Source organism: Bradyrhizobium sp. JYMT SZCCT0180 (genome assembly GCF_018130165.1).
GTDB lineage: Bacteria > Pseudomonadota > Alphaproteobacteria > Rhizobiales > Xanthobacteraceae > Bradyrhizobium.
This window is the reverse complement of sequence record NZ_JAFCLZ010000004.1, coordinates 208,859-233,447: the sequence shown is the minus strand read 5'-3', so window position 1 is coordinate 233,447 and position 24,589 is coordinate 208,859. Positions and strand designations below refer to the sequence as shown.

The following is a 24,589-nucleotide window of genomic DNA, read 5'->3' as shown; positions in this document are numbered from 1 at the left end:
TGACGGGCCTGTTGTCCGGCGTGAACCTGTTGTTCCGAACCTGCGACTGAAACCGGGAGACCGCGGCTGACGGCCGTGGCCGCACGACCCTTTTGCGTCGGCTGCAGCTTCTGCCTGCGGCCTAGCGCCCCCGCGTTCGGAGACCCTCATGCGTCTGGCAAAGTTCTTTCACCACCCGCCGGGCGATGATGACCGCGGTCTGGTGTTCCACCCCGGCGGCAAGCCCACAGTCATCGGCAAGTATATGAACGAGGCGCCGGGCGCGCGGAAAAAAGACGAGTTCCTGCGCAAGGAATATTCCAAACCCAAGACCGCCGTCGCCACGTTCCGCCGGCAAGTCGCCGAACTTACCGCAGCCGGCTATATCGAGACCGCGCACACGGATTACATGCTGCGCAATCTGCTGCCGGATCCGCAGCCCAAGCCCGACTGGCAAAAAGGCCTCGACGATCTGATGCTGGCAGCATTGGGCGAGCCGCTTGACGTGCAGGCCAAATATCTTGCCGCGCTTCGGGATACGCCGGCGGCAAGCCAGCCGCTCTATCTCTGGCTCGCCGCCCATCACTTCTATGCCGACGATCAGGACAACGACCAGATCATTGCGCTTGCCGAACGCGGCCGCGACACCATCGCCGCCCACCGCGCCGCCAGGACGCCGCACTATTTCTGGTCGATGGAGGATCGCGACCTCGAGGCCCGAATATTGGAGGTTCTGAGCTGGGCGCATCTGCGCGCCGATAATCCAAAGGCCGCGCTGGAGGCGATCGAAGAGGCCTGCCGGATCGACGCAAGCCAGGACCGCGGCGTGCAGCGCGCGACGCTTCTGGTCGAGCATTTTCCGGAGCGGCAGGACGAGGCTTTCGATGACGCCTACAAATATCACGAGTTTGGCGGCTACGAAGACATCATCGCGCTGCCGGCCTATGCCGACTATGTCGCACGGAGAAAACGCAAATCGAAATCCGACAAGGGCTGGCGTTGGCACACCAGGAAGCCCGCAAGCGAAAGCGACGTGTTGCAGGCCGAGCAAGCGCTCGGCGCCAAGCTGCCGAAGGATTATCGGGAGTTCCTCACGACATACGGCTCGACCGAATTGCAGGTCCGGCTGCCGGAAGAATCGGCCGAACTGTGCTTCTACCGGCCGACGGAACTGGCGACCCAGCGCAGCAATGTGTTCAACTACATCACGCGCTTCGAGAAGGATCCGGAAAAGGTCGACGCATACTTCCGCGAGCAGTACGGCGTGGCCGCGCGCGATCTGCTGCCGGTCGCCGCGCCCTCGCAGCACAGCCGCTGCCTGGTGATCAATCTTGGGCAGGGCGAACGCTTTGGCTGGTGCTTTGAGTGGGACCATGATGGCAGCTGGGAACTCACACAGCCCGCGCCCAGCTTCGACGCCGCGCTGAAGGCGCTGACCTCCGGCATCGAGAAGCGCGATGCCGCCATGCTCGGTTTTCTCGGCATTTATCTCGACTGACCATCAGCGGCGTTGTGCCCGCGCGTTCGGAGATTCCCACATGTATCTGGCAAAATTCTTTCACCGCCCGCCGGGGGATGATGACAGGGAGCTGCTGTTAATTCCCGGCGACGTTCCGATCGTTCTGGGCATCCTCATGCGTGAGGACCTCGAACCCGGGGAAGACCAGTATTTGCGCGAGGAATTTTCCGACATGGAAACCGCCGTCGCGGCGTTCCGCCGGCAAGCCGCCGAACTCGTCGCGGCCGGCTACATGGAAACCACGCACACGGATTACACGCTGCGCAATCTGCTGCCGGACCCAGAGCCCAAGCCCGACTGGCAAAAGGGCCTCGACGACCTGATGCTGGCAGCGCTGGGCGAATCCCTCGAAGCGCAGGCAAAACATCTTGCCGCGCTTCGGGACACGCCGGCGGCAAATGAACCGCTCTATCTCCTGCTCGCCGCCAACCACGGTTATTTCGACGATCAGGACGATGAAGGGATCATGAAGCTTGCCGAACGCGGACGCGACACCATCGTGGCCCGCCGTGCGGCCAGGACGCCGTATTACGCCTGGTCAATCAGGGAAAGCGACCTCGAGGCCCGCACGCTGGAAGTCCTGAGCTGGGCGCATCTGAGCGCCGATGATCCGAATGCCGCGCTGGAGGCAATCGAAGAGGCCCGCAGGGTCGACGCAAGCGTGGACCGCGGTGCACAGCGCGCGATAATTCTGGTCAGGCACTTTCCGGAACGGCAGGAAGAAGCTTTCGATTACGCCTATAAGTTTCGCGAGTTTGCCGGCTTCGAAGAGATCGTCGAGCTGCCGGCCTATGCCGACTATGTCGCGCGGCGAAAAGGCATATCGGAATCCGACAAGGGCTGGCGTTGGCACACCAAAAAGGCGGTGAGCGAAAGCGACCTGCTTCAGGCCGAGGAGGAACTCGGCGCCAGACTGCCGAAAGAATACCGCGAATTCCTCGCGCAGCATGGCGAGAGCGAATTGCAGGTCCGGCTGCCGGACGATTCGGCCGAATTGTGCTTCTACCGGCCGACGGAACTGGCGACCCAGCGCAGCAATCTGTTCAACTTCATCGCGCTCACCGAGGACGATCCGGAAAATGTCGACGCCTACTTCCGCGAGGAGTATGGCGTTGCCGCGCGCGACCTGCTGCCGGTCGCCGAACCCGCCCATCACAGCCGCTGCCTGGTGATCAATCTCGGGCAGGGCGAGCGCTTCGGCTGGTGCTTCCAATGGGACCATGACGGCGCCTTCGAACTGGAACAGGCAACGCCCAGCTTCGACGCCGCATTGAAGGCACTGACCGACGGCATCGCGAAACGCGATGCTGTCATCCTCAATTTTCTGGGTGTGTACATCGATTAGGGTCGGTGGCCACATCCTTCGAGACGCCGCTCCGCGGCTCCTCAGGATGAGGGTCTAGCAATTCAGGATGACGTCTTAGACCCTCATGGTGAGGAGCGCGGCAAGGCCGCGCGTCTCCGGACGATGCGAAACATCGCCGGTCGAACCACGAGGCCCGTCAACAACGCAACATTGGTCTAGCTTTCGATTCCAGTTGGCTTCATCGGCGGCTTTGCCGACCACTCCGCGACGCAGCGATCGAGATCGCCGATATTCTGGCGCATCTGCTCCAGCGAAAATCCGAGTGCGTAGAAGCGCTCGGCGACATCGCCCGGCAGGACGCGGATCAGGCCATCGCGGCGAACCGAGGCCACCTCCTCCGCGTAGCCCTGCAGCGCGAATTGCACGGGGTCGATCACCGGCGGGCTGGCGCCGCTGCGCAATGCGGCCGCCGACGCGCGCAGATGGGCGTCGATCGCCTCACGCACGCCGGACAAGGGCGTATCCAGCCGCGCCTGCAAATTCGCAGGCAATGCGATCAGACATTCCCTTCCGATCATCACGACGTCATGACGCAGCCGCAGGATGGTCCGCAGCAGCGGGCCGGTGTCCGGCCCTGATGATAGACGCGCTGCGCGTTCGCGCTCGGCTTCCTGCCCCATCGCGTGCAAGGCCGTCACCGCAGCACCGATGCCGTCCTGGATCCGGTGCGCCGCGTCGTTGTCGAGACCATGCGTCAGGCCAGCCAGCAATTGCGAGAATGCGCCCGCGATCAGTTCGATCAGGCGCGCCGCATTGGCGCGGATCTGACGATGCGCCCGTGACGGCAGCACGAGAAAGGAAGCCGCAAGTCCGGTGGACGCGCCGACGGTGACCTCGATCAGGCGATCGATCACGGAAGCCAGCGGACTGGTGTGGTGCATCTCCGGGATCAACAATACGATGACACCTGTCACCGTGGCCGCGGTCAGGCTGGGATTGAGCGATCCGATATAGGCCAGCGGCGCCACCGTCAGCACCAGCAACGCCAGCAGGGCCGCTTCGCTCGAATGCGGAATCAGCACCGCAAGCGCTCCGCCGTAGATCGCGCCGCCGATCGTCCCCAGCATGTAGTCCGTGGTCGCCTTCAGCGACCGCCCGACGCTCATCTGGGTGACGATGAGGGAGGTCAGAACGGCCCATAGCGGCAGCGTCAGATGCAAGGCGTTCGCGATGGTGTAGGCCACAACCGCCGCCACCGTCACCCGGATAGCCAGCGCCAGTTGCGTCCGCCGCGACCGAACGCGAGCCGCCACGCGCTTCAGAAAGCCAGCCATGCGCTCCATTCCGCAATCTGCAGGCGATCCTGCCTGTAAATGAGCTTTAGCATAGCTGGTGCCCGCGACCCGGAGACGGCTTGAAAGGTGGATTCAGCCCGCCTACCCTGCGGGCCAAAACGAGGAAACACGATGGCCAACGAAACCGCAACGCTCGCCTCCTATGTCGCCAATCTGAAGTTCGAGGATATTCCGCCGGAGGTATTGGCGCGCGCCAAGGTGCTGACGCTCGATTTCCTCGGCAGCACGATCCGGGCGCGGCGCGATGCGGAATCCACGGCCTCGCTGCTGAAGATGCTGGAAGCCTTGGCGCTGGACGGCAAGGGTGAATCCACCGTGTTCGGCGACAGCAAAACCTGGACGCCCGCGGTCGCCGCTCTGCTCAACGGCGCGCTCGGCCATTCACTGGATTTTGACGACACCCACGCGGATTCCTCGCTGCATCCGAGCGCGCCCGTGGTGCCGGCGGCGTTCGCGGTCGGCGAGATGGTCGGCGCGTCGGGCCGCGACGTGCTCACCGCCATCGTCGCCGGCTATGAAGTGTGCTGCCGGCTCGGCAACGCGCTCGACCCCACCTCGCATTATGCGCGCGGCTTCCATCCGACCGCGACCGCGGGAACCTATGGCGCCGCCGCTGCCGCCGGAAAGCTGTTCGGCCTGTCGAAGGATCAGATCGTCTCGGCGTTTGGTGTTTCCGGCAGCCAGGCCGCCGGCTCGCTGCAATTTCTGGTCAATGGCGCCTGGAACAAGCGCTATCAGGTCGGCGCCGCCGCAATGAACGGCGTGATCGCGGCTACCCTGGCGCGCAACGATTTTGTCGGTTCGAGCGAGTCGGTCGAGGGCAAGCATGGCCTGCTCGTCGGCTACAGCGACAACGCACATCCGGACAAGGCGACCGCCGGCCTCGGCAAGACCTATGAGACGCTTCGAATTGGCGTAAAGCCCTATCCGAGTTGCCGCTACACCCATGCCGCGCTGGACGCGCTGATCGCGATGCGCCGGGAGCACAATCTGACGCCGGACCAGATCAAGCGCGTTGAGATCGGCCTGCACCGCAACGGCATCACGCTGACCGGCGATGCCGCCACCAAGCGCCATCCGACATCGATCGTCGGCGGGCAGTTCTCGATGTTCTTCACCGGCGCGCTGGCGCTCGACCAGGGCCGCTTCGGCTGGGACGATTACGAACGGCTCGGCGACGCCGCCGTCAACGCGCTCGCCGACAAGTTCGACGTGGTGCAGGACGATCGCCTTGAGATCGGCCGCACCCATCCCTTCGGCGCGCGCGTCTCCATCACGACAGACGATGCCGTGCATGAGCGGCTCTACGCCGACCCCTCCGGCGAGCCGGATTCATTCCCGGACGCGCAAGCGATGCAGCAGAAATTCCTCACCCTCGCCCGCCCGGTGCTGAACGGCCGCGCCGACCAGCTTGCGGACGCGATCCTCTCGCTCGAGCGATTCGATCGCGTCGCGAAGGCCACGCAGTTGGGACGGCAGTAAGCAGAGCTAGCGCCACGTCCACGGTCGTCCCTCTCCCCTTGTGGGAGAGGGTGGATCAATCGTGCGAAGCACGATTGAGACGGGTGAGGGGTTCTCTCCTCACGGCATAGTTTGCGTTGCGGATAGAACCCCTCATCCGGCGCTTCGCGCCACCTTCTCCCACAAGGGGAGAAGGGAAAACTGCCACGCCCTTCAATGACCGCGCGCTACTTTCGCTTTGTCGCCCGCCGCCGCGACCACGTCGCTGACCAACCTGAACACGCCATCCGCCTCCGGTGGCCCGTTCGGCGAGCGGCCGAGCCGCACGATGACGAGCTTTTCGCTGGGGATGATGATGACATATTGCCCCATCGTTCCCTTGGCGAAGAAGGCATCGCGCGGCCAGCCGTGCTGGCTGCGATAGTTGGCGCCAAAGCTGTCGCCGAGATTGGTCCAGAAGCCGGCGCCGATGCCGACCCAGGCTTTCGGCGTCGGCGAGGCCGAATATTTCACCCATCCCTCAGGCAAGATGCGTTTGCCGCCGACCACGCCGTCATTGAGATAGAGCTGACCGAAGCGCGCCCAGTCGCGCGCGGTCGCCAGCATCTGGCTCGATCCCTCCGCATTGCCTGCGGCATCGAACTCGATGGTGACGTTGCGCATGCCGAGCGGTGCGAACAATTCGGCGCGCGCGAACCGCAGCAGGTCCGCCGCTTTGCCGCCTGCCGCTTCGCGGACCAGGTGTGAGAGGATGACGGTATTGCCGTCATTGTAATTCCATTGGCTGCCGGGCGGCGTCTCGAGTTGAACGCTCTCGGCATATGCAGCCATGTCTGATTCCATGAACTTCATCCGGTTGACCGGCTCGAACACCGAACCGAGCGAGGCTTGCAGCGAACTGCCGAGCGCCAGCCCTGCGGTGTGACGCAGCAGATGATCCACCGTGATCGCACACCTGGGATCATCAGCGCCTTGCCACGCCGCAACCGGCGCGGGCTGGTCGAGCGTCAGCGCGCCCTTGCGCACCAGAATGCCGGTCAGCGCTGACATCACCGACTTGGTCGCGGAGAAGCCGAGGATCGGCGTGTCGATGCCGTAACCTTCGGCATAACGCTCGGCGACGACGCGGCCATCCCTAAGCACCACAATCGCTTTGGTCGCACGCTTCGGCGGCTGCTCGGGCTCGGCAAAGGCGCGATCGAGCGCGGCCGCCAGTTGGAGATTGGCTGGCGCGACGACCGAAGGCCCTGCGATTTCGGGCAACAGCGCCTGCGATGATCTGACCTCGATTGATGGCACCGCGATTTCGGCGACCGCACCGCCGTGATCGAGATAGCAGCCGAGACCTTCGCGGTAGACCGCGTGGCTGCGGCCGAGGCCGAGCAACGTCACGCTGGTTTCCTTCCGCGTGCGATCGACGCGATAGTCCATCGCCCAGGTGATCAGGCTGACGCCGGGCATCGCGGCGGTGGTTTCGCGAAAGATCCGGTCCGGCTGCTGGCCGGACACGAAGGTCTCCGAGCACAGGATGTTGGCGACAAAGCCGGTGGCAATTTTGGGAACATCGCGTGCCCACGCCGCCGAGAGCGCCAAGGCGCCGAGCGCGGTGGTCGCGAGGATGAGCAGCAGGTTTCGTCTGAACACATTGGCCTCCGGCATGACGCATGAGCGCGTGCCGGGCATGTTGGCGAAGGGGCTGCTGGCCGCTCGCCGGATTTGAAAATCGGGCTGGCCGAAACTGACGGGCGTCTCGCCGATTTTGAAATTGTGATGGAATTACAAGAATCTACGGATGACGGCCCGTGCTTCCCTTCTCCCCTTGTGGGAGAAGGTGGCGCGCGAAGCGCGCCGGATGAGGGGTCTCTATCCTCATCTCTAGCCCTACCGTGAGGAGAGAACCCCTCACCCGTCCGCGATGCTTCGCATCGCGTCCACCCTCTCCCACAAGGGGAGAGGGGAAGAGGCACCGATCAAACTGCCGAAGCGTTCTGCCGCCTATATTCGGTCGGAGTCACGCCCGTGACGGCCTTGAAGGCCCGGTTGAACGGGCCGAGCGACTGGAAGCCGGCGTCCATCGCAATGGTGATGACGGGGACTTCGGCCTGCGTCGGGTCTGACAGCGCGGCCTTGGCCTCCTCGATCCGGTGGTTGTTGAGGAAGACATTGAAATTGCGGTAGCCGAGCCGCTGGTTGATCAGCCGCCGCAATCTGTATTCGGGAATCCCAAGCTTGGTCGCGAGCGCGCCGATCGTGATGTTGTCGTGGCGGTAGATGCGCTCATCGGCCATCAAGCGCATCAGCGCATCGGTGAGTTTCTGGTCGGCGGCGCTGGATTCGGCCATGGCCGATTCGCCGGCATCCGCCCTTGCTTCGGGCGCGACCGGAAACAGATCGGCGCCATCCACGCGCATCATCGCGATCGCGATCGACCCAACCACCGCAGCCAGGGCCGCCGAATTCAAGGTGTTGGCGATTTCGGTCGCGCCATTGCCGGACAGCACTATCTGCAACACCGCATTTAGCCCGCCATAGAGCGCCGCCGCGCTCACAATGAAGACACGGACGCGCCGGCGGCCTTCGACCAGATCGGTCGACCACGACGCGATGGTCTGGACAACGGCCATGGCAATGAAGCCGAGCACAAGCAAATTAATCGCCACGAACAAGCTTCGCATCGCGAAGACGATGGTTACCACCCCCTCGCCAACGACGAAGCTGTTCCGCATCATCGCGATTGGTGCGATGAACAGGCAATTCGTCAAGCTAAGGACGACAACCACAATCCAGATCAGAGCGTGCCACCAGCGCAGCTTGAACCCGTCATCAAACAAGGCGCGGGCGAAGCCAGAAGACAACGACATTGCCGGTCGAGAGCGCGATCACTGGTGCAAGCGCTGGCGAGACCGGCGACGTCCAGCCGATCGAATAGCTCACCGCGTGCGCGGCCGATCCCAGAGCGAACGCCGCCGCCAGCCGCCCTGAAAGCACGGTGCCGAACCCGCGAAACAGCGATGCCGCGAGCACCAGCAGCAGCGCCACGATGGCGCCGCGCAAGGCGATGTCGATTGTGGACAGCAGCATCGATCGACCCAGAAGCGCGGTCAGCCGCGCAAACCGCTTTTAGTGCAGATCGGCGCACGATTCAATTTTTTGCAAGATTGTCGGCTTACCGCCGTCTCTTTGATGCGATCAAGCCGGGACCGACGATAGTGTGTTTGGACGACGCGGGACAAGTGCTGCTATGATCGCCGCAAATGCAAAGGAGCTTCTCATGAGCTGGCAACCTTCCAACGATCCCGTGCTCGGCGATCCCAAAACCTGCGACGCGCTTGACCTCATCATCGTGCCGCGCACCCGCGATCTCGGCGATGGATTCGTGGTGCGGCGCGCGCTGCCACATGGCAAGCGGCAGATGGTCGGTCCCTTCATCTTCTTCGATCATTTCGGCCCGATGCAGTTCATCGCCGGCAACGGCATGGACGTGCGCCCGCATCCGCATATCGGGCTCGCCACCGTCACCTATCTGTTCGACGGCAGCATCATGCACCGCGACAGCGAGGGCAACATCCAGGAAATCCAGCCCGGCGCGATGAATTTGATGACCGCCGGCCGCGGCATCGCGCATTCCGAACGCACACCCGACGTGCAGCGCCGCGACGGCCAGAAGATGCTGGGCCTGCAAAGCTGGATCGCGCTGCCCGCAGGCTCGGAGGAAATCGCGCCGTCGTTCCAGCATTACGCCGCCGACAGCCTGCCGACCGTGAACGATGGCGGCTTCACCGCGCGCATCATCGCCGGCAGCGGCTTCGGCGTGAAATCGCCGGTCACGATGGTATCGCCGTGGTTCTATAGCGAGGTGACGGCCACCGCCGGCACCAGCGTCCCGCTCGACCCCGACCACGAGGAGCGTGCCATCTACGTGGTCGATGGCGAAGTCGAGATCGCGAACGAGCGCTACGAGGCGCCGCGCTTGCTGATCTTCCGGCCCGGCGACCGCATCACCGTGAAGGCGATCAAGCCGACGCGGATGATGTTCCTCGGCGGCGACGCGCTGGAGGGCCCGCGCCATATCTGGTGGAATTTTGTCTCCTCCAGCAAGGAGCGGATCGAACAGGCCAAACAGGACTGGAAAACCGGCCGTTTTGCCCATGTTCCCCAGGAACACGAGTTCATTCCGCTGCCGGAGTGAGCTATCCCTCCGCTAACAACTCCACCGCCCGCGCCTTGCCCGCGCGAACGCTTTTGAAAGCATGACACCATGAACGCGATGCTCGCCAGCGATTTGCCCCTGCCACGGATCGGGCGCGGCAAGGTCCGCGATATCTATGCCGTCGGCGACGACCGCGTGCTGCTGCTGACCACCGACCGCATCAGCGCGTTCGACGTCGTGATGGCTGAAACCATTCCGATGAAGGGCGCGGTGCTGACCCAGATCAGCGCCTGGTGGTTCCGGCAGCTCGCAGATGTCGTGCCGCATCACATGATCAGCGCCGATGCCGACGAGATCATCGCGCAGGTGCCGGCGCTGAAGGCGCACCGCGCCGACATCGCCGGACGCGCGATGCTCTGCCGGCGCACCACCGTCTTCCCGGTTGAGTGCGTGATCCGCGGCTACATCTCGGGATCGGCCTGGAAGGAATATGCCGCATCGTGCACGCTGGCCGGCGAGAAGCTCGCGGCGGGCCTGGTCGAGAGCGAGAAGCTGGAGCCTTCGATCTTCAGCCCGGCAACCAAGGCCGAGACCGGGCATGACGAGAACATCACGGTCGCGCGCGTCCGCGAGCTCCTTGGCGACGAGGTCGCCGCCACGCTGGAGCGTATGGCGCGCACCATCTACGAATACGGCGAGAAGACCGCCCGCAAGCAGGGCATCATCATCGCCGACACCAAGTTCGAATTCGGCCGCGACGGCGACGGCCGCATCATCCTGATCGACGAGGTGATGACGCCGGACAGTTCGCGGTTCTGGGCGGTCGATGTCTACAAGCCGGGCCAGCCGCAACCGAGCTTCGACAAGCAGCCGCTTCGCGATTACCTCGACGTCGAGCGCCGCGCCGGCCGCTGGAACGGCGACGCCCCGCCCCCACCGCTCCCGGCGAGCGTGGTCGACGCCACCAGCAAGCGCTATCTGGAAGCGTATCGCCGTGTGACGGGGACTGAGCTGAAGATCTGACGGGCATCATCGCGTAGGGTGGGCAAAGGCGCACTTGCGCCGTGCCCACCATCACGGGCAAGGCAAGAAATGGTGGGCACGCTTCGCTTTGCCCACCCTACACAGCATTGGTGCGGCAATAATCCGGCAATGCTAGGCTCGCCCCATAAAATCAAAATGGGAGCGCCCGCCATGACCGAAACCGATTCCGTGCTGGTCGAACGCGATGGACCGGTGACCATTGTTTCCATCAACCGTCCGCATTGCCGCAACGCCGTCGACGGCGCGACCGCGCGCAAGCTCTACGATGCGTTTCTGGCGTTCGACGCCGATGAAGCGGCATCGGTTGCGGTGTTCAACGGCACCGGCGGTTATTTCTGCGCCGGCGCCGACCTCAAGGCGGTGGCGGCGGGCGATCCCAACAAGAAGCGCGAGCTCGGCGGCCATGACTCGATTGCGCCGATGGGGCCGAGCCGGTTGCGGCTGTCAAAACCCGTGATCGCCGCGGTCGAGGGATTTGCCGTCGCCGGCGGCATGGAGCTCGCGCTGTGGGCGGACATGCGCGTCGTCGCCGAGGACGCCACCTTCGGCATCTTCTGCCGCAGGTTCGGCGTGCCGCTGATCGATCTCGGCACCATCCGCCTGCCGCGGTTGATCGGCCATTCCCAGGCCATCGACCTGATCCTGACCGGACGCCCGGTCGGCGGGCCGGAGGCGTTGCGCATAGGCCTGGCCAATCGACTGGTGCGAAGAGGCGAGGCCGTTGCACAGGCCATTGCGCTGGCCAGGGAAATCGCGGCCTTCCCGCAGACCTGCATGCGCGCCGACCGGCTGTCGGCGCTGCGGCAATGGGACCTCGCGGAGGAAGACGCCATCGCCAACGAAATGCGCGGCGGGCTGAAGGTGATCGCCTCGGGCGAGACACTCTCAGGCGCTGCACGATTCGCGTCCGGCGCCGGCCGCCATGGCGCGTTCGGCGGAGACGCAGCGAACGACTGACGGCGCCGTCACGCGTCCCCCGTCACAAGAATAACGTTGTGATCTCTGTCTGCGGTCTCTACCACTGGCAGGGGTGCCGGGGGCAAACGGGGCGTGGTCAGTCGATCTCTCAAAGGCGAGCCGGAGTTCATTCGGAAGGCCTTCAATGACATTCTCGGCGGCAGCGCCGCCAGTGTCCTCACGATTACATTTGGCCTGTCGTATTCGCTGCTGATTTTTACCGGCCCGCTGGCGCCATATCTGTCCTACGGACTTGCCGCGACCTTCATCTCCTCGGCGATCCTCGCCGCGGTCATCGCCTGGGGAAGCTCCTTCCCGTTCGCGATTGCGGCGCCCGAGAGTTCCACCGCGGCGATGACCGGAATATTGGCGGCGTCGCTGGTCGAGCACGTCATCGCCAGCGATCCCTCGGCATCGCCGCTGGCCCCGGCACTGATGACGCTTGGGCTTTCGGCCATTGTCACCGGCATCGTGCTGTGCGGCTTCGGGGTGACGCGGATGGGCCGCGCGATCCGTTATGTGCCCTATCCCGTCGTGGGCGGGTTCCTCGGCGCCACCGCCTGCCTGATCATCCTGGGGGCGATCCGCGTCATCACCGGCCATCGCCTTCAGCTGACGACGCTCGATCAGTTCGCCAACATCCTGACCCTGTCCGAATTGGCGGCGGCCTGCGCCATGGCGCTGGCGCTGTATCTGACCTGGCATCGCACCCGCACCTCGTTTGGCCTGCCGGCCATGCTGGTCGGGGGCGTGGTCGCTGGGCATATCGCTTTCTGGCTGGCAGGATTCAACTCGGCAGAAGCGCAGGCCTCGGGATGGACATTTCAACCACCCCCGACCGTCAGCATCATGCTGCCGTGGAGCACGGCGGAAATGGCCCGCTATCCCTGGCATGCCGTGCCGGATCTGCTCGGCAATCTCGTCGCCGTCATTTTCGTCACGGCGTCGAGTACGCTGTTCAACACCGCGGGCATCGAGGTTGTCGCGCACCGCGAAGCCAATCTCGAGCGCGAATTGAACGTCACCGGCCTTGCCAACATCCTGTCGGGCGCGTTCGGCGGCTATACCGGCTGCATCTCGGTGAGCCGCACCATCCTCAACTTCAGCAGCGGCGGGACCGGCCGGCTCGCCGGCCTGACGGTGGCCGCGATCTCGGTGCTGATGCTGGCGGTCGCTCCGGTTCTGCTCGGCTATATGCCGAAATTCGTGCTCGGGGGTCTGCTGATCTATCTGGGCGCCGATCAGCTGCACAAATGGATCATCGAATCGCGGCGGCGCCTGACCAAGACCGAATATGTCTCCCTGCTGGCGATCATCGTCATCATCCTGCAGTGGGGCTTTGTCGCCGGCGTGCTGATCGGCGTCGTCATCGGCTGCGCGACATTCGCGTTCACGGCCGCACGGATCGATCCAATCAAATTCAGCTTTGACGGCTCCGAATATCGCAGTTCGCTGGATCGTTCGCGCGACGACCAGACGGTTCTGACGGCGCATGGCGGACAGATCCAGGGCCTGAATCTGCAAAGCTATCTGTTCTTCGGTTCCGCCAACCGGCTTTACCAGCACGTCAAGGCGCTGCTCGGGCAGCGTCCGGAATGCCGCTATCTGGTGTTCGACTTCAAGCTGGTTACAGGGTTTGATTCATCGGCGGCCTACAGCTTTGCCCAGATCAAGCGCAGCGCTGACGAGCGTCACATCGAACTGGTGCTGGTTCATTTGCCAAAACTCGCCGAGAAGGCGCTGCGGTCGAGCGGATTCATCACCGGCCGGGTTCGTATCGTACCTGAGCTCGATCGTGCACTGGAGCAATGCGAGAACGAGATCATCGCGAAGCATCAAGGGCACGAGCTGGAGGAGGCCAATCTGCGTGACTGGTTCACGCAGATTCTCGGAACCCCGCGCGACGCCGTGGCGCTGATGCATCGCTGCGAGCGTGTCGAGATCGACGCCGGAGAGATCATTGTCAGCGCCGGCGACGCCGCCGATTCCATGCATTTCATCCTGGACGGCCGCGTTGGTGTCATGGTTCCGGCGGACGAAGGAAGCACGCGGGTTCGCAGCCTCGGCCGCTACACGACGATCGGCGAGATGGGCCTGGTGTCGCAAGCGCAACGCAGTGCGACGATTCAAGCCGAGGTCGCGAGTGTCCTGTACGTCCTCAGCGCGCATCAGTTTGAAGCGCTCAAGATCGACGATCCCTCGCTCAGCCAGAAGCTGCTGACCTATTTCGTATCTGTCATGGCCGAACGGCTTACTTTTGCCAATCGCACCATTGCAGTGTTACGGCGATAGAACGCTTCCTCACTTCCGGATTGGCATATGACGGCACTGGCCGACGCGAAGACCTTTTCCACCCGCGATTATCGCCTGCAAAGCGGCACCGTGATGCCGGAGGTGACGATCGCCTATGCGACGCTTGGCACGCTGGCGCCCGACCGCAGCAATGCGGTGCTGGTCACACATGGCAACACCAGCGGCCCGCACATCATCGATCCCGGCGGCACGACGGGCGAAGGCAGTTGGAGTGAGATCGTCGGACCTGGCAAGGCTGTCGACACCAACCGCTATTTTGCGATCTGCCCGAACATGCTGGGCTCCTCCTACGGATCGACCAATGCCGGGAGTATCGACCCCGCAACCGGCAGGCCTTACGGGCCGCGATTTCCTGACATCAATGTCAGCGACATCGTCGGCACACAGCGGCTGCTGCTCGATCATCTCGGCATCGAAAAACTGGTTGCGATCGTCGGCCCGTCCTATGGCGGATTCCAGGCGCTGCAATGGGCCGTCAACTATCCCGACGCGATGAAGGGGATCGCCGCCGTCGTCACCTCGCCACTGGTGCCGCGCGAACGATCCGAGGGCAATGTCGCGCGCCTGCTCGGAGCGCTGTCGAAGGACCCGAACTGGAACGGCGGCGATTACTACGATCGCGGCGGTGTGCTGGAGACGATGACCCAGATCCGCATGGCGACGCTGAAGACCTACGGCATCGAGACCCGCCTGAAAGCGACGATGTCCGATCCCGCGGAGATCGAAGCCGCGATCCGCGACGAGGCGGCGCGCTGGGCAGAGGGATTCGACGCCAACTCGCTGATCATTCTTGCCAAAGCGCTGCGCGGCTTCGACGTGACGGGGCAATTCGGCCAGATCAAATCGAAGGTTCTGTTTGTGCTGTCGCGGACGGACAAATTGTTTCCGCCTGACATCGCGCCCGGCGTGATGCAGGGGCTGAAGGCCGCCGGCGTGGATGCCGATTATTTCCTGCTCGACAGCGAACTCGGCCATTCGGCTTCAGGCCTCGACGCCCATAAATGGGCGCCGCGGCTGAGGGAGTTTATGGATGGGCTTCAGGCGTAACTCTATCCACTTGTCGTCCCCGCGAAGGCGGGGACCCATAACCCCAGGGTGCAGTTTGGGGCACTCCGATAGAGTGCAGGCAATTACCACTTCCCGTAACCACTGCTTGCACGGCGTATGGGTCCCGGCTCAAGGCCGGGACGACAGCGGTTAAATCCCCGCCATCATCACGTATTTGATCTCGACATATTCTTCCATGCCGTGATGCGAGCCTTCGCGGCCGAGGCCGGACTCTTTGACCCCGCCGAAGGGTGCGACTTCGGTGGTGATCAGTCCGGTGTTGACGCCGACCATGCCGGACTCCAGCGCCTCGGCGACCCGCCAGACCCGGCCGAGATCGCGCGAATAGAAGTATGACGCCAGACCGAACGGCGAGGCGTTGCACAATGCGATCACGTCGGCCTCGTCCGTGAAGCGGAACACCGGCGCCAGCGGCCCGAAGGTCTCTTCGTGCGCAACCAGCGCGTCGGGCTTGACGTTGGCGAGCACCGTCGGCTCGAAAAAGCTGCCGCCGAGCGCATGGCGCTTGCCGCCGGTGACGATTTTTGCGCCGCCCTTGACCGCATCCGCAATGTGCTTCTCGACCTTGTCGACCGCTTCCATGTTGATCAGCGGGCCCTGCACCACGCCGGCTTCGGTGCCGTCGCCGATCTTCATCGCCGCGACCTTGGCCGAGAGTTTTTCGACGAACTGGTCGTAGATCTTGTCCTGGGCGTAGATGCGGTTGGCGCAGACGCAGGTCTGGCCCATGTTGCGATACTTGGAAACGATGGCGCCTTCGACGGCGGCATCGATATCGGCGTCGTCGAACACCACGAACGGCGCGTTGCCGCCGAGTTCGAGGCCGAGCTTCTTCACGCCGACGGCAGCCTGCTGGTACAGGATCTTGCCGACTTCGGTCGAGCCGGTGAAGCCGACGAAGCGCACCGCCGGGTGCTCGCACAGCACCTTTCCGATCGCCGAGGAATTGCCGGTCAGGATGTTGAACACGCCCTTCGGCACGCCGGCCTTCTCCGCGAGCGCCACCAGCGCCAGCGCCGTCAGCGGGGTTTCATTGGCGGGCTTCAGCACGACCGTGCAACCCGCAGCCAGCGCCGGCGAGACTTTGCGGGTGATCATCGAGCAGGGGAAATTCCACGGCGTGATCGCGCCGCAGACGCCGATCGGCTGCTTGATCGCCAGCAACCGCGCATCGGCGCGCTGGGTCGGAATGGTTTCGCCATAGACGCGGCGGGCTTCCTCGGCGAAAAACTCGACATAGGCGCCGCCGATATCGACTTCGCCGAGCGCCTCCGTCAGCGGCTTGCCCTGCTCCGAAGTCAGGATCAGCGCGATGTCTTCGCGGTTGGCGATGATCAGGTCGAACCATTTGCGCAGGATGTTGGAGCGCGCCTTGGCGGTCAGCTTGGCCCAGGCCGGGAACGCGCGCTCGGCGGCCTCAACCGCCTGCGTCGTCTCCGCGGTGCTCATGACCGGAATTTTTGCGAGCTCAATGCCGTTGACCGGATTGGTCACCGGCTTTGACGCCTTCCCGGTCCAGGCGCCGTCGATATAGCACTGCTCGCGCAGCAGCGAGGGATCCTTCAGGCGGTCGCGCAGGGAGGGGGCGGATTGCGAAGCGCGTGCGGCGACGGGCGGGTTCATGGCGTAACTCCTCGGAGTTTTCTTGGGATTTTTTGGGGTACTGATCCGAGTATAGGCCTATTCAGCCGGCAATGCATCGGCCGGAAACGCGCGGCTGATGATCGTCATTCCGGGGCGCGAAGCGAACCCGGAATGACAGCCTCAACTCACGCCGTGCCGTTCATATAGGTTTCGCGGCGGCCGATCATGCGTTCGGCGGCGGCCTTGGCGTCCGCCCGCGAGGATGTCGCGCAGGTACGGTATTCCAGCTCCGGCGGCTTGGCGTTGCGGCGCGAGAACCAGGATCTGGAACCGACTTGCAACTGCGCCAGCGCCACGGCGACATTGTCGACCGCCTCGAACGAGTGCAGCGCGCCGGTGCCGGCAACACGGACCTCATAGATACCGGGGCTGATCGGGGCTTCGATGTTCTCAGCGCGGCCGGGGCGGGGGTATCGTTTCCACTCACTCCAGGTCGAGATCATCGCGGCATCCTCGCAATGGGAAAAACTACAACCATTTTCATCAAATCGTTCAGTTCGGGGGCAGCGTTTCCGCTGGAATCTGAATGTCTTACTGCAAAGAATCAGCACCGGGAATCATTATGGAATCAACTTATCGTTTGCGCCCGGACCGGTCACCGATATTGCCGCTGATCCACCGCGAATTGTGGCGGAGTGTTGCAGTTTTGTGTCGCTCTCCTTCCCCTCTCCCTGCGCAAGCCATCAGCCCATCACGAGATCGCGACATCAACGGCAAGGCGCCGCGAGCGCTTGCGGGATTGCAACGCCGGGGGGAAGATCGCGGCACTCCATAACAACGAACGGGAGGTGACCCATGCAAAGCAAAGCTCAGATCGACCAGGTTCTGCGTCAAAAATCCGAGGCCAAGGAGATTCCCGGCGTGGTCGCCATGGCGGCGACCGGCAGCGAGGTGATCTACCAGGGCGCGTTCGGCAAACGCGACCTCTCCAAGGACGATCCGATGACCGCCGACAGCGTGTTCTGGATCGCCTCGATGACCAAGGCGATCACGTGCGCCGCCGGCATGCAACTCGTGGAGCAAGGCAAGCTCTCGCTGGACGAGCCGATCGGAAAGCTGCTGCCTGATCTGGCCTCCCCGCAGGTGCTGGAAGGTTTTGACGCCAAGGGCGAACCGAAGCTGCGGCCGGCCAAGAAGCCGATCACGCTGCGCCATCTCATGACCCACACCGCCGGCTACTGCTACGACGTGTGGAACGGCGACATGGGAAAATACATGGAGAAGACCGGATTCCCGTCCATCTTCAGCTGCCTGAATGCCGCGCTGAAGGGACCGATCATGTCCGATCCCGGCACGCGCTGGGAATATGGCATCAACATCGATTTCGTCGGCAAGGCAGTGGAAGCCGCGAGCGGCAAGCGTCTCGATGCCTATCTGCGCGACCATATGTTCGCACCGCTCGGCATGAACGACACCAGCTTCAAGATCACGGACTCCCAGCGCCAGCGCCTGGTCGGCATGCATGCGCGCGGCGAGGACGGCTCGCTGGCGCCGATCCCGTTCGAGCTCGAACAGAATCCGGAATTTCACATGGGCGGCGGCGGCCTCTACAGCACGGCGGCTGACTACATCAAGTTCACCCAGATGATTCTGGGCAAGGGCAAGGGCAACGGCAACCAGCTGCTGAAGCCGGAGACCGTCGCGTTGATGGGCCAGAACCACATCGGCGATCTCACCATAGGCAAGATGCCCACCATGGCGCCGATGTATACCAACGATGTCGACCTCTATCCGGACATGGTGAAAAAATGGGGGCTGAGCTTCCTGATCAACACCGCCAAGACGGCGGAGGGCCGCAGCCCCAATAGCCTCGCCTGGGCCGGCCTCGCCAACACCTATTTCTGGATCGATCCGGCGCGTAACGTCGCTGGCGTCATCCTGATGCAGCTGTTGCCGTTCGTGGACGCAAAGTGCCTGGAAGCCTTTGCAGGCTTCGAGCGCGGCATCTATGCCGGGCTTGATGCAGGGAGCGGGCAGAGGGCGGCTTGAACGCGAATTGTCGGGACGCAGTCCGACCCATCCACAAATCGTCGTCCCCCGCGCATGCGGGGGACCCAGTACGCCGCGGCCTCTCGGTGCTATAATTGACGCCTCTGGGATACTGGATCCCCCGCATGCGCGGGGGATGACAACCACGGGTGTGAAACGATGACCGAACCAACCGCCAGCTACGTTTGCGGTACCGCCGATGCGCCATTGCTTGGCGATACCATCGGGCAAAGCCTCGATCATGCGGTGCGGCGCTGGGGCGACCGCGAGGCGCTGGTTTCGCCAAGCCACAATGTCCGCTGGACCTGGAAGGAATTCGCCGAACGCGTCGATGCGCTGGCGGCCGGCTTTCTCGCGCTTGGGCTGGAGCGCGGCGCGCGGATCGGCGTCTGGTCGCTCAACCGGCCGGAATGGACGCTGACGCAGTTCGCCGCCGCCAAGGCCGGCATCATCCTCGTCACCATCAACCCGGCCTATCGCCTCAGCGAACTCGAATTCGCCTTGGCAAAGGTCGGTTGCGCGGCGATCGTGACCGCGACCGCGTTCAAGACCTCGAACTACATGGAGATGCTGAATACGCTGCTGCCCGAGCTTGCCAAATCGACGCCCGGCGAATTGCAGGCGGCGCGGCTGCCCAAGCTGCGCGCGGTGATCCAGATCGGCGGACCGCCTTCGCCCGGCACCATCGCATTCGCCGACGTGACGCGGATGGGCAGCGCGCGGCACCGCGAGACGCTGGCGGAGCTGGCCCAAACGCTGCAGTTCGACGATCCCGTCAATATCCAGTTCACCAGCGGCACCACAGGCTCGCCGAAGGGCGTCACGCTGACGCATCACAATATTCTCAACAACGGCTATTTCGTCGGCCGCGCCATGCGCCTGACCGAACAGGACCGCATCTGCATCCCGGTGCCGCTGTATCATTGCTTCGGCATGGTGATGGGCAATCTCGCCGCGGTGACGCTCGGCGCCACGATGGTTTATCCCGGCGAGGGTTTTGATCCGCTGGCGACGTTGCAGACCATCGAGAAGGAGAGATGCACCGCGCTCTATGGCGTGCCGACCATGTTCATCGCCGAACTCGATCATCCCGAATTCTCGCGCTTCGATTTGAAATCGCTGCGTACCGGCATCATGGCCGGCGCGCCCTGCCCGGTCGAGGTGATGAAGCGCGTCAACAACGAGATGAACATGGGCGAGGTCACCATCGCCTATGGCATGACCGAAACCAGCCCTGTCTCGTTCCAGAGTTCGACGGATGAGCCGCTGGAACGCCGCGTCTCCACCGTCGGGCGCATTCATCCGCATGTCGAGGTCAAGGTGGTCGATCTCGAAGGCCGCATCGTGCCGCGCGGGATGCGCGGCGAACTCTGCACCCGCGGCTACAGCATCATGCTGGGTTATTGGGACGAGGCCGAGAAAACATCGGACGTGCTCGACGCCAATGGCTGGATGCACACCGGCGACATCGCCATCATCGACGCCGAGGGCTATTGCAACATTGTCGGCCGCATCAAGGACATGGTGATCCGTGGCGGCGAGAACCTCTATCCGCGCGAGATCGAGGAATTCCTCTATCGCCATCCCAAGATCCAGGACGTGCAGATCTTTGGCGTCGCCGACGAGCGCTACGGCGAGGAGCTGTGCGCCTGGGTTCGCGTCAGACCCGGCGAAACGCTGACCATTGAGGAGGTCCGCGCCTTCTGCCACGGCCAGATCGCGCACAACAAGATCCCGCGCTATGTCGAGTTCGTCGACGAATTTCCAATGACGGTGACGGGCAAAATTCAAAAGTTCCTGATGCGCGATGCGGTCGAGGCGAGGCTTGGATTGAAGGCTGCCAAGACGGCGTGAGTTGGAGGGCGTCACACGTCTCCGTTTTGTCGTCCCGGCCTTGAGCCGGGACCCATACGCCGCGGCCGGCTTTGTCGGAAAAGGAAGATCACGACCAACGTGCCAAACAACTGCTGCCTGTGGTTATGGGTCCCGGCTCAAGGCCGGGACGACGTGGATATAGCTTCACGTTCCCGCTGCGCGATGCGCCCGAGTTGTACATGTCGTTTCGCGCCTTGCGTGAACAGAGGGCGCGGGGAATGCCGGATGCGCGCTGCACCCGCGGTCTCGTGTGCGAATTGTGCAAAAAGCTGCACACGAGCATACAGGGCAGCGGAGAGCATCCGACATTCCCTGCGCAGTGGCTTTACGACTTATGACGCGCTCTCCCCGGTGAGACGGCCTCTATTGCCACCGTCACCCCTCCGAAGCGTTAGCTTCTTCAGAGCTTGACGCCGTTACGGGCGCCAGGACCACACGCTTTCGCCGTACGCCTTTGCCGCGACCGTCAATCGCAACATCAGCGTCCACCGCAACCCGCCCCTCGTTGTGACGATGGCCAACGCCCCTCTGAATGGGACGGGATGGCTATTGATGTGCAGGTGATTTGGGGGTGGCGTCAAGAACTATTTCTGTAAATCGGAATACGATATCGGCAGCAGCGCGTAGGATGGGTGGAGCGCAGCGATACCCATCAATCGCTTCGGATGCTGAAAGACGATGGGTTTCGCTGCGCTCTACCCATCCTACGCACTACGCACCCCAAAGACGTGGATGCCCGGGTCATCTAGCGCGAAGACGCGCTTCGCGCTTTAGCCCGGGCATGACGAGGCGAGAGGTCGCCCTCTCGCGGGCTCCCTAAACCGGCAACCCGTTCTTCTTCGCCAATTCCTTCAGCGAAACCTGCGGCCTTGCGCCGATGTGCTGGATCACTTCAGCCGCCGCGAGCGCGCCGAGACGGCCGGAATTTTCATGGCCGGCGTTGCGGACGAGGCCGAACAGGAAACCGGCGGCGAACAAATCGCCGGCGCCTGTGGTGTCGACGAGTTTCGTGATCGGGAAAGCCGGCACCGCGACGACGCCGTCTTTCGACGCGACGACGCAGCCCTTCTCGCTGCGGGTGACGATGCCGAGTTTGGTGTCGGCGCGCAGCTGTTTTAGCGCGGCATCGAAATCCGATGTCTCGTACAGGGATTGCAGCTCGGCCTCGTTGGCGAACACGAGATCGACGGTGCCCTTGCGCATCAGGTCGAGAAACTCGTCGCGGTAGCGGCCGACGCAGAACGAATCCGACAAGGTCAGCGCGACCTGACGGCCGGCGCCATGCGCGATGGTCGCCGCCTTGACGAAGGCGTCCTTGGCGTTCTTCGGATCCCAGAGATAACCTTCGAGATAGATGATGCTGGAGGCTTCGATCTGCGCCGCGTCGATATCGTCGGGCATCAGCTCCTGCGCGGCGCCGAGATAGGTGTTCATGGTGCGCTCGCCGTCCGGCGTCACCAGGATGTAGGAGCAGCCGGTGGCGGGGCCGCCGCTTGCCGCTTTGGTTTCGAATGCGACGCCGGCGGCGCGGATGTCATGGGTGTAGAGGCCGCCGATCTGGTCGTCGCGCACCTTGCCGACATAGGCGGCGCGCGCGCCGAGATTGGCGATGCCGACGATGGTGTTGGCAGCGGAGCCTCCGGACATTTCGGTGGCCGGGCCCATATCGGCGTAGATCGCCGTGGCGCGCGCCTCGTCGATCAGCGCCATGCCGCCCTTGGTCATGCCATGGCGGCCGAGAAAGGCCTCGTCGGTCTGCACCAGCACGTCGAAAATCGCATTGCCGATCCCGAGAACGTCATATTTTGCGTCGGCCATCTCACCGTCCTGTTGCAGCCATCATGAAGGGCGGGGCCTATCACGGCCGGCGCAAGGCGTGAACCCATAAATGGCGTGAATCGATAAATTCAGATGGCCGGCCGATGTCCGCCTTGCACGATAAACGGACTGCATCCGCCGGGAAATGAACCGCCAGCGAAGCTGCGCTATCGCAGCGGCATGACAAAGGTAAAGCAGGTTTCCTCCGCCGTCGATGTCACGTTAAGCGAACCCTCGTGCGCCTTGGCGATCTGCGACGCGATGTGCAAGCCGAGGCCGAGGCCCTGCCGGCTGGCACGTACCTCGCCGCGGAAGAACGGCTCAAACAGCTTCTCCATCGCGGCCTCCGGTATCGGCTCGCCGCCGTTGGCGACCGACAATTTGAACAGCCCATCCTCCGTCACGGCGCGGACGCGCACCGGCTCGTTGGTCGCGCCGTGGCTGAGCGCGTTTCCGACCAGATTGGAAACCAGCTGCCCAATCCGGATTCGATCGCAATTCACGGGAGCGTCGATGGCATAGACGGCTTCGATCTGGCGTCCCGGCGACGCCAGCCGCAGTTCGTCGATCACCTGATGCAGCATCTGTTCCACCGGTGCGTTGGCATTGCGGGCCAGGACAATGCCGCCGCCAAGCCGGCCCCGCGCAAAATCGAGCACATTGTCGATCAGCCCGGCCATCCGCATCACAGTGGTCTCCAGCATCGCCAGGATCTGGTGCTGTTTTTCCGTGGTCGCATCCCGTCCCAGAATGCGCGCGCCGGCGCTGATCGATGCCAGCGGGTTGCGCAGGTCATGCCCCAGCACCGCGATGAACTGCTCGCGCAATTCGGAATTCTCACGCTCGCGCGCAAGGCCCGTGGCGGCCATGTCGCGCGCTTCCAGAAGTCCCCGCTCGTACAGTCTTCGATCGACGGCCTTGATCAGGGCAACACGCGTGAACTCGGTCTTTCCGCCGGCGTCCCGGCCATCGGTGGCGCTCGCAATCATCTGCAAATGTTCGCCGCTTGCTGTCACCATGTCGATGGCAAAGCCGTCGAAGAAGCCCTGCATCCTGAGCAGCGGCGCGATGTGGGTTTCGTAGTAGATGCGGCCCGCCATGTTGAGGAAGCTGCTGAAGGGCTTGCCGATCATTTGATCTGAGGTGTGGCCGGTCCAGCCGAGAAGCGTCCGGTTCACACGCGCGATACGGCCGTTGGTCAGCAGCGTGACATAGCCGCAAGGGGCGTTGTCGAACATGTCCTCGAAGTCATCGATGCGGGGACTGTCCACCGCGCCACTCAGACGAACGTCTTCATGGCGGCGATCACTTCATCGGGCGCGCTCAAATTGGGGCAATGCCCGGTCGCCTCCAGTATGATGAGTTCGCTGCCCGGAATTCCGCGGTGAACAAACTCTCCGACCTCCTTTGAGGCGATGATGTCCTCGCTGCATTGTAATATCAGCGTTGGAATATCGATTTTGGCCAGATCGGCGCGATTGTCCGATTTGAAGGTGACGCGGGCGAACGCCTTGGCGATTTCGGGATCGGTTCGGCAAAAGCTGTTGGTCAGCTCTTCGCCGAGTTCAGGGCGATCCGGATTGCCCATGATCGCCGGCGCCATCTGGGCCGACCATCCCATGTGGTTGGAATCAAGAAACTGCAGTAGTTCCTCGATCTGCTGTTCGCTGAATCCGCCGACGTAATTGTCGTCGTCAATGTACCGGGCGGAAGGCCCGACCATGACCAGCTTGCCAAACATGCCGGGCGCCTTCTGCACCGCCAGCGCGCCGATCATGCTGCTGACGGAATGCCCGACGAAAACGGCATCCGTCAGGCCGAGTTCGCGGCCGATCTCGACGACGTCGTCGGCGTAACCGCCAAGCGTCGAATATTTCGATTTGTCGTAAGCCTTGAGGTCGGATCCGCCGGCGCCGACGTGATCGAACAGCACAGTCTTGAAATCCCCGGCGAAGGCCGGCTCCACGAACCGCCACATGTTCTGGTCGCAGCCAAAACCGTGGGCGAACACCATCGCCTTCTCACCCGTCCCGCGGACGCGGACGTTATTTCGCGCAACGACGCCCATATCCCGCACCGGTCTGAGCCATTTCGCCGCGAGGCTATCACCA

At 63.4% G+C, this 24,589-nt stretch carries 17 protein-coding genes and 1 pseudogene; 10 read left to right on the top strand and 8 right to left on the bottom strand.

What is annotated here, in order from left to right; translation table 11 throughout:
* The first annotated feature begins 148 nt into the window (after positions 1-148).
* Positions 149-1,477 carry an SMI1/KNR4 family protein gene (locus JQ641_RS08015; RefSeq protein ID WP_211995449.1) on the top strand — a complete coding sequence of 443 codons (1,329 nt, stop codon included), beginning with the start codon at positions 149-151 and terminating at the stop codon, positions 1,475-1,477.
* A 40-nt stretch (positions 1,478-1,517) separates the two neighbouring features.
* Positions 1,518-2,843: an SMI1/KNR4 family protein gene (locus tag JQ641_RS08010; protein ID WP_211995448.1), complete on the top strand. Its 1,326-nt coding sequence runs from the start codon at positions 1,518-1,520 to the stop codon at positions 2,841-2,843.
* A gap of 176 nt (positions 2,844-3,019) precedes the next feature.
* On the opposite strand, the gene JQ641_RS08005 is transcribed toward JQ641_RS08010, so the two are convergent.
* Positions 3,020-4,138: an FUSC family protein gene (locus JQ641_RS08005; protein ID WP_211995447.1), complete on the bottom strand. Its 1,119-nt coding sequence runs from the start codon at positions 4,136-4,138 to the stop codon at positions 3,020-3,022.
* A 132-nt stretch (positions 4,139-4,270) separates the two neighbouring features.
* On the opposite strand from JQ641_RS08005, the gene JQ641_RS08000 reads away from it, so the two are divergent.
* On the top strand, positions 4,271-5,641 hold the full coding sequence (locus JQ641_RS08000; RefSeq protein WP_192736304.1) for an MmgE/PrpD family protein: 1,371 nt from the start codon (positions 4,271-4,273) through the stop codon (positions 5,639-5,641).
* 192 nt (positions 5,642-5,833) lie between these two features.
* Here JQ641_RS08000 and JQ641_RS07995 read toward each other — a convergent pair whose 3' ends face one another.
* Entirely contained in the window at positions 5,834-7,279 is a 1,446-nt protein-coding gene (locus JQ641_RS07995) for a serine hydrolase domain-containing protein (protein WP_211995446.1), read from the bottom strand.
* A 311-nt stretch (positions 7,280-7,590) separates the two neighbouring features.
* A pseudogene (locus JQ641_RS07990) lies at positions 7,591-8,701 on the bottom strand (AraC family transcriptional regulator).
* 190 nt (positions 8,702-8,891) lie between these two features.
* Between JQ641_RS07990 and JQ641_RS07985 the strand changes: the two are divergent.
* The 5 genes from JQ641_RS07985 (at position 8,892) to JQ641_RS07965 (ending at position 15,131) form a co-directional block, all read left to right on the top strand.
* Positions 8,892-9,809, top strand: coding sequence for a pirin family protein (locus tag JQ641_RS07985; protein ID WP_211995445.1), 918 nt, complete (start codon positions 8,892-8,894; stop codon positions 9,807-9,809).
* Between the two features lie 69 nt (positions 9,810-9,878).
* A complete protein-coding gene (locus tag JQ641_RS07980; RefSeq protein WP_211995444.1) occupies positions 9,879-10,793 on the top strand; it encodes a phosphoribosylaminoimidazolesuccinocarboxamide synthase in 915 nt (304 codons plus the stop codon).
* A 171-nt stretch (positions 10,794-10,964) separates the two neighbouring features.
* The gene (locus JQ641_RS07975; RefSeq protein WP_211995443.1) at positions 10,965-11,771 is read left to right on the top strand and encodes a crotonase/enoyl-CoA hydratase family protein; all 807 of its coding nucleotides are present in this window, start codon (positions 10,965-10,967) and stop codon (positions 11,769-11,771) included.
* Positions 11,772-11,864: 93 nt separating this feature from the next.
* On the top strand, positions 11,865-14,063 hold the full coding sequence (locus tag JQ641_RS07970) for an SLC26A/SulP transporter family protein (protein WP_211995442.1): 2,199 nt from the start codon (positions 11,865-11,867) through the stop codon (positions 14,061-14,063).
* A 27-nt stretch (positions 14,064-14,090) separates the two neighbouring features.
* Entirely contained in the window at positions 14,091-15,131 is a 1,041-nt protein-coding gene (locus tag JQ641_RS07965; protein ID WP_211995441.1) for an alpha/beta fold hydrolase, read from the top strand.
* 150 nt (positions 15,132-15,281) lie between these two features.
* On the opposite strand, the gene JQ641_RS07960 is transcribed toward JQ641_RS07965, so the two are convergent.
* Complete coding sequence (locus JQ641_RS07960; RefSeq protein WP_211995440.1) at positions 15,282-16,775, bottom strand: NAD-dependent succinate-semialdehyde dehydrogenase; 1,494 nt, start codon at positions 16,773-16,775, stop codon at positions 15,282-15,284.
* A gap of 146 nt (positions 16,776-16,921) precedes the next feature.
* On the bottom strand, positions 16,922-17,239 hold the full coding sequence (locus JQ641_RS07955; RefSeq protein ID WP_211995439.1) for a hypothetical protein: 318 nt from the start codon (positions 17,237-17,239) through the stop codon (positions 16,922-16,924).
* 352 nt (positions 17,240-17,591) lie between these two features.
* On the opposite strand from JQ641_RS07955, the gene JQ641_RS07950 reads away from it, so the two are divergent.
* Together JQ641_RS07950 and JQ641_RS07945 are read left to right on the top strand one after the other, a co-directional pair.
* Entirely contained in the window at positions 17,592-18,785 is a 1,194-nt protein-coding gene (locus JQ641_RS07950; protein ID WP_211995438.1) for a serine hydrolase domain-containing protein, read from the top strand.
* A gap of 159 nt (positions 18,786-18,944) precedes the next feature.
* Complete coding sequence (locus tag JQ641_RS07945; protein WP_211995437.1) at positions 18,945-20,639, top strand: AMP-binding protein; 1,695 nt, start codon at positions 18,945-18,947, stop codon at positions 20,637-20,639.
* 837 nt (positions 20,640-21,476) lie between these two features.
* Here the strand turns inward: JQ641_RS07945 and JQ641_RS07940 are convergent.
* The 3 genes from JQ641_RS07940 to JQ641_RS07930 all read right to left on the bottom strand — a co-directional run bounded on the left by JQ641_RS07940 (position 21,477) and on the right by JQ641_RS07930 (position 24,546).
* Positions 21,477-22,478 (bottom strand): adenosine kinase, encoded by a 1,002-nt coding sequence (locus JQ641_RS07940; RefSeq protein WP_211995436.1) that lies wholly within the window; start codon positions 22,476-22,478, stop codon positions 21,477-21,479.
* A 167-nt stretch (positions 22,479-22,645) separates the two neighbouring features.
* Complete coding sequence (locus JQ641_RS07935; RefSeq protein ID WP_211995555.1) at positions 22,646-23,716, bottom strand: PAS domain-containing sensor histidine kinase; 1,071 nt, start codon at positions 23,714-23,716, stop codon at positions 22,646-22,648.
* A 41-nt stretch (positions 23,717-23,757) separates the two neighbouring features.
* Positions 23,758-24,546: an alpha/beta fold hydrolase gene (locus JQ641_RS07930; protein ID WP_211995435.1), complete on the bottom strand. Its 789-nt coding sequence runs from the start codon at positions 24,544-24,546 to the stop codon at positions 23,758-23,760.
* Positions 24,547-24,589 lie beyond the last annotated feature (43 nt).

Excerpts from the sequence above, each read along its gene's own strand:
- JQ641_RS08005 (WP_211995447.1), bottom strand. The coding sequence starts at position 4,138 with ATGGCTGGCTTTCTGAAGCGCGTGGCGGCTCGCGTTCGGTCGCGGCGG.
- JQ641_RS07945 (WP_211995437.1), top strand. The coding sequence starts at position 18,945 with ATGACCGAACCAACCGCCAGCTACGTTTGCGGTACCGCCGATGCGCCA.
- JQ641_RS07995 (WP_211995446.1), bottom strand. The coding sequence starts at position 7,279 with ATGCCGGAGGCCAATGTGTTCAGACGAAACCTGCTGCTCATCCTCGCG.
- JQ641_RS08000 (WP_192736304.1), top strand. The coding sequence starts at position 4,271 with ATGGCCAACGAAACCGCAACGCTCGCCTCCTATGTCGCCAATCTGAAG.
- JQ641_RS08010 (WP_211995448.1), top strand. The coding sequence starts at position 1,518 with ATGTATCTGGCAAAATTCTTTCACCGCCCGCCGGGGGATGATGACAGG.
- JQ641_RS08015 (WP_211995449.1), top strand. The coding sequence starts at position 149 with ATGCGTCTGGCAAAGTTCTTTCACCACCCGCCGGGCGATGATGACCGC.
- JQ641_RS07940 (WP_211995436.1), bottom strand. The coding sequence starts at position 22,478 with ATGGCCGACGCAAAATATGACGTTCTCGGGATCGGCAATGCGATTTTC.
- JQ641_RS07955 (WP_211995439.1), bottom strand. The coding sequence starts at position 17,239 with ATGATCTCGACCTGGAGTGAGTGGAAACGATACCCCCGCCCCGGCCGC.
- JQ641_RS07975 (WP_211995443.1), top strand. The coding sequence starts at position 10,965 with ATGACCGAAACCGATTCCGTGCTGGTCGAACGCGATGGACCGGTGACC.
- JQ641_RS07985 (WP_211995445.1), top strand. The coding sequence starts at position 8,892 with ATGAGCTGGCAACCTTCCAACGATCCCGTGCTCGGCGATCCCAAAACC.
- JQ641_RS07930 (WP_211995435.1), bottom strand. The coding sequence starts at position 24,546 with ATGGGCGTCGTTGCGCGAAATAACGTCCGCGTCCGCGGGACGGGTGAG.
- JQ641_RS07935 (WP_211995555.1), bottom strand. The coding sequence starts at position 23,716 with ATGTTCGACAACGCCCCTTGCGGCTATGTCACGCTGCTGACCAACGGC.
- JQ641_RS07965 (WP_211995441.1), top strand. The coding sequence starts at position 14,091 with ATGACGGCACTGGCCGACGCGAAGACCTTTTCCACCCGCGATTATCGC.
- JQ641_RS07980 (WP_211995444.1), top strand. The coding sequence starts at position 9,879 with ATGAACGCGATGCTCGCCAGCGATTTGCCCCTGCCACGGATCGGGCGC.
- JQ641_RS07950 (WP_211995438.1), top strand. The coding sequence starts at position 17,592 with ATGCAAAGCAAAGCTCAGATCGACCAGGTTCTGCGTCAAAAATCCGAG.
- JQ641_RS07960 (WP_211995440.1), bottom strand. The coding sequence starts at position 16,775 with ATGAACCCGCCCGTCGCCGCACGCGCTTCGCAATCCGCCCCCTCCCTG.